Raw genomic sequence first — 8,602 nt, 5'->3', positions numbered from 1 at the left:
GATCGTCGCCGTGTGCAAGGTCGTCGTCGCGGTGGTCGGCGTGATCGCGATGATCATCGGTGGGCCGATCCTGGCCGCGATCGTCATCGTCGGCGGCCTCATCGTCCTGGCCGACACCCTCTACAAATACTCAAAGGGCCAAGCAGGCCTACTCGACGTCGCCTTCGCCGCGATGGACTGCATACCCGGCATGAAGGGCCTGACCACCCTCGGCGGTCTGGCCAGGGGCATGAAGGGGCTCAAGGGCCTCAAGGGCATGGCCGCGGGACTGCGCGGGCTGGGCAAGAGCGCTCGCGGCATGATCGCTGACGGCGCCAAGGGCGCGTACAACCGGGTCAAGAGCGTCGTCCGTTCCAAGGGCAGCGACCCCGTCGACATGGCGACTGGAGCGATGTTCCTTCCGCAGACCGACGTGGAACTCCCCGGGATGCTCCCATTGGCGTTCACCCGGCGCGTGGCCTCGGATTACCGGTGCGGCTGGTGGTTCGGTCCCACCTGGGCGTCCACCGTGGACCAGCGCCTGGAAACCGACGAGGATGGTGTCGTTCTCGTCACCGAGGACGGCCTGTTGCTCTCCTATCCTCACCCCGCCGGTCCGCACGTCTCGGTGATGCCCGACACGGGCCCACGGCTGCCGCTGACCCGTCTGGAGGACGGTGGCTACAGCGTCGAGGACCCACTGACCGGCCACACCCGCCACTTCACCCGGCCCGAGAACGGCATCGCCCTGCTGGCCCGAATCACCGACCGCAACCAGCACGCGATCACCTTCGACTACGACGACCAGGGCACACCGCTGGCGATCCGCCACTCCGGCGGCTACAACCTCAAGTTCACCGTCGACGACGGCCACATCACGGCCCTGAGCCTGGCCGACGCAGGACAGGACGGTACGGACGTCGTCCTCAAGCGCTACGGCTACACGGACGGAAGACTCACGGAGGTCGTCAACTCCTCCGGTCTTCCCCTGCGTTTCACCTACGACGACCGGTCGCGCGTCACGTCGTGGACCGACACCAACGGCAGCCGCTACGACTACACCTACGACGTCCAGGACCGCTGCGTCGCCGAGGGCGGTGAGGCGGGCCACATCTCCATCACGCTCGCCTACGACGCCACGGACCCGGCTTGGCCGGGCTGCCGCCTCACCACCCTCACCACCGCGGAAGGGGCGGTGAGTCGTTTCGTCGTCAACGAGGTCAGCCAGGTCGTTGCGGAGATCGACCCGCTCGGCAACACCACACACACCGGCTACGACGAGCACCATCACGTCGTGTCCCGGACGGACGAGCTGGGTTACCGAACCACGGTCACGCGGGATGAGGCAGGCCATCCCAGTGAGGTCGTCCGCGCGGACGGCGCCGTCTTCCGCTTCGAGTACAGTGCCGCGGGCCTGCTGACGTGCATCGGTCGCCCCGACGGGCTCGCCTGGCGCCGAACCTACGACGAACGCGGCAACTGCACGGCGATGCGGGACCCCGCGGGCAGCGTCACGCGGTTCACCTACGACGAGTCCGGGTCTCTGACCCAGGTGGTCGATGCCCTGGGCGGGACCAGGACCGTGCGCTGCGACGCCGCCGGACTGCCCGTGGCCACCACGGACGCCCGTGGCGCCACCACCACGTGGAAGCGGGACGCCTTCGGCCGGATCGTCGAGTATGTGGACCCGCTGGGTGCCGTCACCCTCCTCGGATGGACAGTCGAGGGGCTCCTGACCTGGATGGTCACCGCCGACGGCGCTGTCGAATCCTGGGCATACGACGGGGAGGGAAACTGCGTCAGCCACACCACCCCGTCCGGCGACGTCACGCGCTTTGAGTACACCCATTTCGACTTGCCCTCGGCGCGAACGGGTCCGGACGGGGCGCGGTACGAGTTCATCCACGACCGGAATCTGCGCCTCGTCCAGGTACTCAGTCCGCAAGGCCTGACCTGGACGTACGAGCACGACGCGGCCGGACGCCTCGTGGCGGAGACGGATTTCGACGGGCGCACCCTGGCGTACGAGCATGACGCCGCCGGCCGCCTCACCTCCCGCGTCGACCTGCTCGGCAACACCGTCCGCTACGCGTATGACGCCATTGGCAACCTGGTGGAGAAGAGCCACGGCGACCGGATCACGCATTTCACCTACGACCTGAACCGGCATCTGGTCGCGGCGGCGGCGCCCGGCGTGGAGATGGTGCTGTCGCGCGACGCCACTGGACAAGTCACCTGCGAGACCGTCAATGGCAGACGGCTGCGTTACGTCTACGACCTGCTGGGGCGGGTTACGCGGCGCACCACACCGTCCGGAGCCACAACCAGGTGGACGTACGACATGGCAGGCAACCGCACGCGCCTCGATGCGTCCGGCCGCGAGATACGGTTCCAGCATGACTGGTCAGGTCTGGAGACCGCCCGGCAGCTGGGCGACAGTACCGTCTTCACCCAGGCATACGACCCTCTGGGGCGGTTGACCGAGCAGAAGCTCATGAGCGGGGACGACGAACGGATACACCGTGCCTATTCGTACGCCGAGGACGGAAACCTCGTCGGCATAGAGGATTCCCGCTCCGGCAGCCGCCGCTTCGCCCTTGACGCGGCCCACCGTGTCACGGCGGTGAGTGCCGAGAACTGGACGGAGACCTACGCCTACGACGAAGCGGGCAACCTGACGGCTGCTCACTGGCCGGCCCGACACCCGGGAGCGGAAGCCGTGGGCCCGCGCTCTTACACCGGTACGTCGATCACTCACGCGGGCAGGACCCGATATACGCACGATGCCCTTGGCCGCGTCGTGCGGCGCCAGAAGAAGTACCTTTCCGGTCGGACCGAAGTCTGGCACTACACCTGGGACACGGAGAACCGACTGCTCTCGGTCACTACACCGGACGGCACCAGCTGGCGCTACCTCTACGATCCGCTGGGCCGACGAATCGCCAAGCAGCGAATGGCCGTGGACAGCGGGAGCGTGGTCGAGCAGACCGACTTCACCTGGGACGGAGTTGTCCTGTGCGAACAGACGGCCAGAACGGGGTCCGTGTCCCCCTTGGTGGTGACGACATGGGATCACGACGGAATCCGACCGATCGCGCAGACGGAGCGACTTCTTGCAGCGGACGCCTCCCAGGAAGAAATCGATGCCAGGTTCTTCTCCATCGCCACCGATCTCATCGGTACGCCGACGGAGCTCATCGACGACAGAGGCAACACAGCCTGGCGCCAGCGCGCCACACTATGGGGTCTCACGGCTTGGAACACCGACGCCTCTGCCTATACACCGCTCAGGTTTCCCGGTCAGTACTTCGATCCCGAAACCGGGATGCACTACAACTATTTCCGGTACTACGACCCCGAGACGGCTCGATATCTGACCCCGGATCCTCTTGGCCTGGCTCCGGCACCCAACCCCGTCGCATACGTGCCCAATCCGCAGACCGGGCTCGATCTCGTCGGGCTAAGTCCCTACTACAGCGAAATCGCGCCCAACGGGCAGCGAGGTCCCGCCTACGCCGTTGTCACGCCACAAACGCTGGATGACGCCGCCGCCGGGCTCATCGGCAGCCCTCCCGGGCGAGGGGCGCGGTATGCACCCCCGGGATTCCAGGGCGGTGCCGCCGGGCATTCACGCGGGCATCTGATCGGACAGCAGTTCGGCGGCGACGGCAGGGACATGCGTAACATCGTGACGCAGGGATCCAGCCAGAACAACGGACCCATTTCGGATGCCGAGGACCTCATAGCCGATCACGTGAGGTCGACGAGGAACACCGTCACCATGAGTGTGACCCCCGAATACGCAAACGGCGGCGACGTGCCCAGTCACGTGGTCATCGAGGCCGTAGACGACTTCGGCTGGTCGTTCAGAAGAAGACTTCCCAATCTCTGAGAAAGGAAGATCCATGGAGGAGCCGGGCGCGGATGCCGTGCTCTCACGCCTCAAGGACCTGTGTCCCCCACCACCCCGCCCCGTGGTCCAGCCGGTACCTCGGGCCGTGCCAGGCGAGCCCGGCCTGACCGTGCCCGCTAGCCACCGTGCGTTGACCGACACCTACGGGGCGGGCTGTTTCGACGAATTTCTGTGGATCTTCGCGCAGGGCGCGTCCAACGGGCATCTCGATATCGCCGAGCAGACCGGGCAGATGCGCTCCCTCCTCCGAGGCAAGGTGGTGCCCGGCCTCGGCCCGGTCCTGGAGGAGTACCGGGCCGAATCCGGGGATCTTGTCCAGTGGGGTGTCACGGACAACGCCGATCTGCTCGCATGGATCCCGGCGGGTGACCCCGACCACTGGCCGACCGTGATCATCCAGGCCGGTCGGCTCGGTGCGGTCGTAACTGCCCGCAGTTCGGCCGACACCGTCCTCGGACTCCTCACCGGGGCCCTGCGCGTCCCCTTCTTCCCCGACGACTTTCCCAGCGAGCGGCCCTCGTTCTCGCCGGACCCGTACCACTGAATCCGCAGATCCACCGGTGCGGGTGACACCCAGGGCGACCTGACCAAGCTGAAGAAGGCAGGAATGATCGACAACGTCAAGAAGCAGCGGGTGTTCCCGCCGCCGCCCTGCGATGACTGACGGCCGAAGCTGGGACTGGGAGACCGGCGAGGGTCTGCTGGGCATCGACGATCCTGCCGAGGTGGACGCGGCGTTCGAGCGTGGCGAGGAATCCCTTGGCGCGGCCGTGATCGGTTTGGCGCTCAACTGCCCGCCGGAGGTGGCGTCGCCGCGGATCATCCGGGCCATCCAGGTCCTGGACCGATCCCGACGGGACTTCCCATTCACGGCAGCGGCCCATGTGGCCCGGCTCAACGGCCGGTTGACCCCGGAGCTCTACGCCGCGCTCCGAGCGGAGGGCCTGGGCGGCTTCGCCGACCACGCCATCAGGGACACGCTGACGTTCGTACCCTTCCGGGATCTCCCGCCGTGGTTCAAGTGGCAGATGGTGCGCACAACCGTGGTGGACAAGCTGGACTCCTGGCGGCTGACCGCCACGGACGCGGCCGAGGACGCCTGGAAGGCCCTGCGTCGGCGTCGTTCGTGAGCAGCAGAGGAACCATGTGCGCCTAGTCATCACGTCCCAGAAGACCGACACGCTCGATCGGTGGCAGCGGGCCTTCGAAGGCTGCGCCGAGGTGACCTGCCGACGCGGACCGCGTGCCGAAACACCGGTCGACGCGGTCCTCATGGCCGGGCTGTTCGCCCACGAACGCTATGGCGGCCGACCGAGCTTCTCCGAGGCGGAAATCCTGCAGAACCGGCGGGGCGACGGCTGTCCCGATCTGGTCATCGTGCCGCCGACCAGGCCCATGGCGAAGGATTCAGACGGAAACTGGAAAGTCCACACGGACTACGCGGACATCCACCCCGCCCGTTTTGCCGCATCGCGCTGCTTCCAGGCGATCGTGGAATGGAACAGCACGCAGGAGGTGCCTATCTCGGCGGTCGAGCTCAACCTCGGGCTGATGAACATGGACAACCCTGTGGACGACTCCAGCGCGCGTGCCTTCAGAGACGCCTTCGAGGAACACCGCGAACGCCTGCTGCCTGAGCGATGAGACACGAGCAGCGATGGTCCGCCGAGACCGATCGGGTGTTGCGCAGAGCCGGCTGGTACCCGTGCCGCTCGGTGTCCACGGCAGAGTGGGAGAGCACGCTCCTCGAACGCGGCGGCTTTGAGATCCATGAGGCGGCCCGGCGTTTCCTTGCCGAGTTCGGCGGGCTGGAGAGCGCCGAGCGAGGTCCCGGTCAGACGATGGCGCGCATGGGATTCACGCTCGATCCCACAGTGGCCGAGTGGGAGGACGAGATCTTCGACGTGCTGAGCGAAGAGGCGGGAACCGACCTTTACCCGATCGGGGCGGCCGACCGTCGCAACGTGTACTTGGGCATCGCACCGACCGGCGCGGTCTACGTCGGCATGGACAGCGTGACCCTGCTGGCGGAAACGCCGGACGGGGCCCTGGAGAAGCTGGTCGAGGGCATCCGATAGACGTTTGTGCCGTTCCAGGATGTGAGGTCGCTGATGAACGAGGCGAGCGGGTGGGTCGTATTCGCCCCCAGAGGAAGGGCCGAGGTGCACCGGCAACTGCGGGAGCTGGAGGCGAGGGGAGGTCGTGTCCTTCGCCTCGACTCCAGTGACCTGATGACCGAGGAGGGGATCTACGACACCTTCGCCGAAGTTCTGCAGTTCCCCGGTTACTTCGGCAGGAACTGGGACGCGATGGTGGACTGCTTGGATGACCTGTGCGGTGCGGTGACCGGGGGAGTAGGGGTTGCCGCTGTCATCGGCGAAGTGGATCGACTCCTGGAGGCGGAACACTTCCCCCTGTTCGTGTCCGTCCTGTGCCAGGGAGCGGACCGTGCGAACTCGGCGGTGGACCTTGACGGCTTCCCGTTGGACCGGCCTGCGATTGCCGCGTACTTCGTCTTCGAGTTCAGCGAGTTCGAAGGCGAGCGGATCGCACTCAGGTTGGAACAACCGGACCTGACGATCACGGCAGGGGACGGATATGTGGCAGCCGCTCTGAACCCGGAGGTGTGGCATTGAAGGCTCACAGCCGGTCTCTTGAAGAGCTTGACGGGCAGCGCTGGCCGGACCCACCGCAAGACACGACCTACATGGTCAAGAACGTGTACGAACTCCGCCGCCGCCCCATCGGCACCCTGGAACCGCACGAGCTCGCCCGCCTGATCGGCCAGGACGTAGGCCTGCCCTGGCTGCTTCCACTGGCCGTGGAGATCCTTCGGGACACCGCTCCCCGTCAGGCGGCGGGCGGCTGGTACGACGATGATCTGCTGTACGCGGTTGTGACCAGAGGATCGGAGGCGTGGGCGGAAGTCCCGGACTCGGCCCGGAAGTTCAAGGAGGTGGTTGGAACGCTGGTCGATCTGTCACGGGAGCTGCAACGCAAGGTGGACGCCTTGCTCTGCGGCTGGGCCGAGGCCCGAAGCGGATAGCTCACCGAATCCTAGTGATTGCCGGGATGCGATGGAGTTCAAGTTCGCCGTAGCCGAGGACGAGCTGCCGCCACCCAGTGGCTTCGACCTGGGCCACGTGGATGTGTGGGGCAGTAAGGGCCGGACAACCTCGCGGGACCGGCGCCCGGACCAGGCGATGATGATCTACCTTTCGCTGACCCTCCTCCTGGACGGCCTGCGGTACTTCCTCGTGGACGGGAATCGCAGCAGCTATGAATCCGCCGCGGTTGACTCGTCCTTCTCGCTCAAGTTCACGCGGGGAAGGGAGGACGACGGTTCGATCGAGACGACCCACGGGGGCGTGCTCCTCGACCGCTCGACGACGAGGGAACTCGCAACCGCCGTATACAAGGCCGCCAAGGAGTTCGCCCAGGCCACCCTCCCGAACCTCCCGCCCGATGACGCCGGCCGGGAAGACCTGGAGAAGTCGCTGGCCGAATTCGAGGACTTCCTGGCGGGACTCGAGGTTACCGGGTGCGGGCCTTAAGGCTTGTGATGAAGGTGCTGAATGCTTCGGTGGGGAAGGAGAGGGAGGTGCGGGTGCGGTCCTTGGAGTCGCGTATCGCTACTCGGGTGTGCAGGTTGGATATCTCTACGCAGTCGTTGCCCTCCCCGCCGCCGGAGAAGGAAGACTTCCGCCATTGAGCGGGGGTGGTCATGGCTGATCCTCACAATTCCTTGGCCAACTGGTGGATGAGGTCACGTGACCGCTCGGAGTCGAGTGACGCTTCCCTCACCCTACGGAAGAGCTTTCGGAAGTGCTCCAGTTGTGCCGCGGACTCGACGAAAGCCGTGCCATGCGGGGCATCACGGACCACCGTGTCCAGGCTGGGCACCAGGCCGCCCAGGTGCACCATCGCGCTACCGGCCCCCGCGAAGTCGTCCAGACCGAACGGGACGACCCGTACGGTCACGTGATCCGCTTCGGACAGCTCCAGTACGCGGACCAGTTGGGCTCGGAACTCGGCTTGCCCGGCCACCTTGATGCGTAGGGCGGCTTCGTGGATCACGGTCTCGTACGGCATGGGGTCGGGCCCTTCGATGATGACCTTTCGCTGCATCCGGTGACGTACCCGATGCTCCAGCTCGTTCTCCGGGCACTCGGGGTTCATATAGGCGAAGAGGGCGCGGGCATAAGCCTCTGTCTGGAAGAGCCCGGGCACGTGGGTGACAGCCACGTCGTGCCGGAACGTGGCGTAGTGATCCAACTCGGAGAGGTCCAGGTAGGCCGCAGGGAGGACACCCCGGTACTCCTCCCACCAGCCTCGGGTCCGATCGCCGGCCATGGCGACGAGGGCGTCGATCAACTCGCTGTCCGCGCAGGTGTAGTTGGCTGCGAGCCGACGGATGCGCTCCTCGCTGACCCCGGCGACACCGGACTCGATCTGGCTCATCTGCGTGGAATTCACTCCCAGCAGAGAGGCCGCCTCGGCTGCCTTCAGGCCTGCGGCTTCCCGAAGCTTGCGCAGCTCGGCGCCTACGCGCATCTGTCGCGCTGTGGGGTGTCGCCGCGTCGCCATGTGATGCGCTCCCTCCTTCAACTTGCCACATGAGGTGCCTCGTTCGGGTGCGAGATTACGCGGACGGCTTGCGTGGTCGCAACGTTTATACCTACCGTCAGTGACGCGACGCACACCCTGCGA

10 protein-coding genes are annotated in these 8,602 nt (G+C 66.3%); 8 read left to right on the top strand and 2 right to left on the bottom strand.

The window, feature by feature from the left end:
* From H4N64_RS43500 to H4N64_RS43465, 8 genes are all read left to right on the top strand, one after another.
* A partial coding sequence (locus H4N64_RS43500; RefSeq protein ID WP_186288159.1) for a DUF6531 domain-containing protein occupies positions 1-3,871 on the top strand: 3,871 nt, incomplete at its 5' end.
* 151 nt (positions 3,872-4,022) lie between these two features.
* On the top strand, positions 4,023-4,436 hold the full coding sequence (locus tag H4N64_RS43495; RefSeq protein WP_186288158.1) for a hypothetical protein: 414 nt from the start codon (positions 4,023-4,025) through the stop codon (positions 4,434-4,436).
* A gap of 112 nt (positions 4,437-4,548) precedes the next feature.
* Entirely contained in the window at positions 4,549-5,022 is a 474-nt protein-coding gene (locus tag H4N64_RS43490; RefSeq protein ID WP_186288157.1) for a hypothetical protein, read from the top strand.
* Between the two features lie 16 nt (positions 5,023-5,038).
* Positions 5,039-5,536: a hypothetical protein gene (locus H4N64_RS43485; RefSeq protein ID WP_186288156.1), complete on the top strand. Its 498-nt coding sequence runs from the start codon at positions 5,039-5,041 to the stop codon at positions 5,534-5,536.
* Positions 5,533-5,970 carry an SUKH-3 domain-containing protein gene (locus H4N64_RS43480; protein WP_186288155.1) on the top strand — a complete coding sequence of 146 codons (438 nt, stop codon included), beginning with the start codon at positions 5,533-5,535 and terminating at the stop codon, positions 5,968-5,970. The genes H4N64_RS43485 and H4N64_RS43480 overlap by 4 nt, the downstream gene beginning before the upstream one ends.
* A gap of 33 nt (positions 5,971-6,003) precedes the next feature.
* A complete protein-coding gene (locus tag H4N64_RS43475) occupies positions 6,004-6,528 on the top strand; it encodes a barstar family protein (RefSeq protein WP_186288154.1) in 525 nt (174 codons plus the stop codon).
* Positions 6,519-6,938 (top strand): contact-dependent growth inhibition system immunity protein, encoded by a 420-nt coding sequence (locus tag H4N64_RS43470; protein ID WP_336246971.1) that lies wholly within the window; start codon positions 6,519-6,521, stop codon positions 6,936-6,938. The genes H4N64_RS43475 and H4N64_RS43470 overlap by 10 nt, the downstream gene beginning before the upstream one ends.
* A gap of 31 nt (positions 6,939-6,969) precedes the next feature.
* Positions 6,970-7,446 (top strand): hypothetical protein, encoded by a 477-nt coding sequence (locus tag H4N64_RS43465; protein WP_186288152.1) that lies wholly within the window; start codon positions 6,970-6,972, stop codon positions 7,444-7,446.
* Here the strand turns inward: H4N64_RS43465 and H4N64_RS43460 are convergent.
* Together H4N64_RS43460 and H4N64_RS43455 are read right to left on the bottom strand one after the other, a co-directional pair.
* Positions 7,427-7,618 (bottom strand): DUF397 domain-containing protein, encoded by a 192-nt coding sequence (locus H4N64_RS43460; protein WP_186288151.1) that lies wholly within the window; start codon positions 7,616-7,618, stop codon positions 7,427-7,429. The two genes, H4N64_RS43465 and H4N64_RS43460, sit on opposite strands and share 20 nt — an antisense overlap.
* 9 nt (positions 7,619-7,627) lie before the next feature.
* Positions 7,628-8,479: a helix-turn-helix domain-containing protein gene (locus H4N64_RS43455; protein ID WP_186288150.1), complete on the bottom strand. Its 852-nt coding sequence runs from the start codon at positions 8,477-8,479 to the stop codon at positions 7,628-7,630.
* Positions 8,480-8,602: the final 123 nt, after the last annotated feature.

It is taken from the genome of Streptomyces cupreus (assembly GCF_014257025.1).
Lineage (GTDB): Bacteria > Actinomycetota > Actinomycetes > Streptomycetales > Streptomycetaceae > Streptomyces > Streptomyces cupreus.
Note: the sequence above shows the minus strand (reverse complement) of the source record. Positions and strands in the feature narration are given on the sequence as shown.

Coding starts and splice junctions, on each gene's coding strand:
- H4N64_RS43475 (WP_186288154.1), top strand. CDS start 6,004: ATGAACGAGGCGAGCGGGTGGGTCGTATTCGCCCCCAGAGGAAGGGCC.
- H4N64_RS43480 (WP_186288155.1), top strand. CDS start 5,533: ATGAGACACGAGCAGCGATGGTCCGCCGAGACCGATCGGGTGTTGCGC.
- H4N64_RS43465 (WP_186288152.1), top strand. CDS start 6,970: ATGGAGTTCAAGTTCGCCGTAGCCGAGGACGAGCTGCCGCCACCCAGT.
- H4N64_RS43490 (WP_186288157.1), top strand. CDS start 4,549: ATGACTGACGGCCGAAGCTGGGACTGGGAGACCGGCGAGGGTCTGCTG.
- H4N64_RS43455 (WP_186288150.1), bottom strand. CDS start 8,479: ATGGCGACGCGGCGACACCCCACAGCGCGACAGATGCGCGTAGGCGCC.
- H4N64_RS43460 (WP_186288151.1), bottom strand. CDS start 7,618: ATGACCACCCCCGCTCAATGGCGGAAGTCTTCCTTCTCCGGCGGCGGG.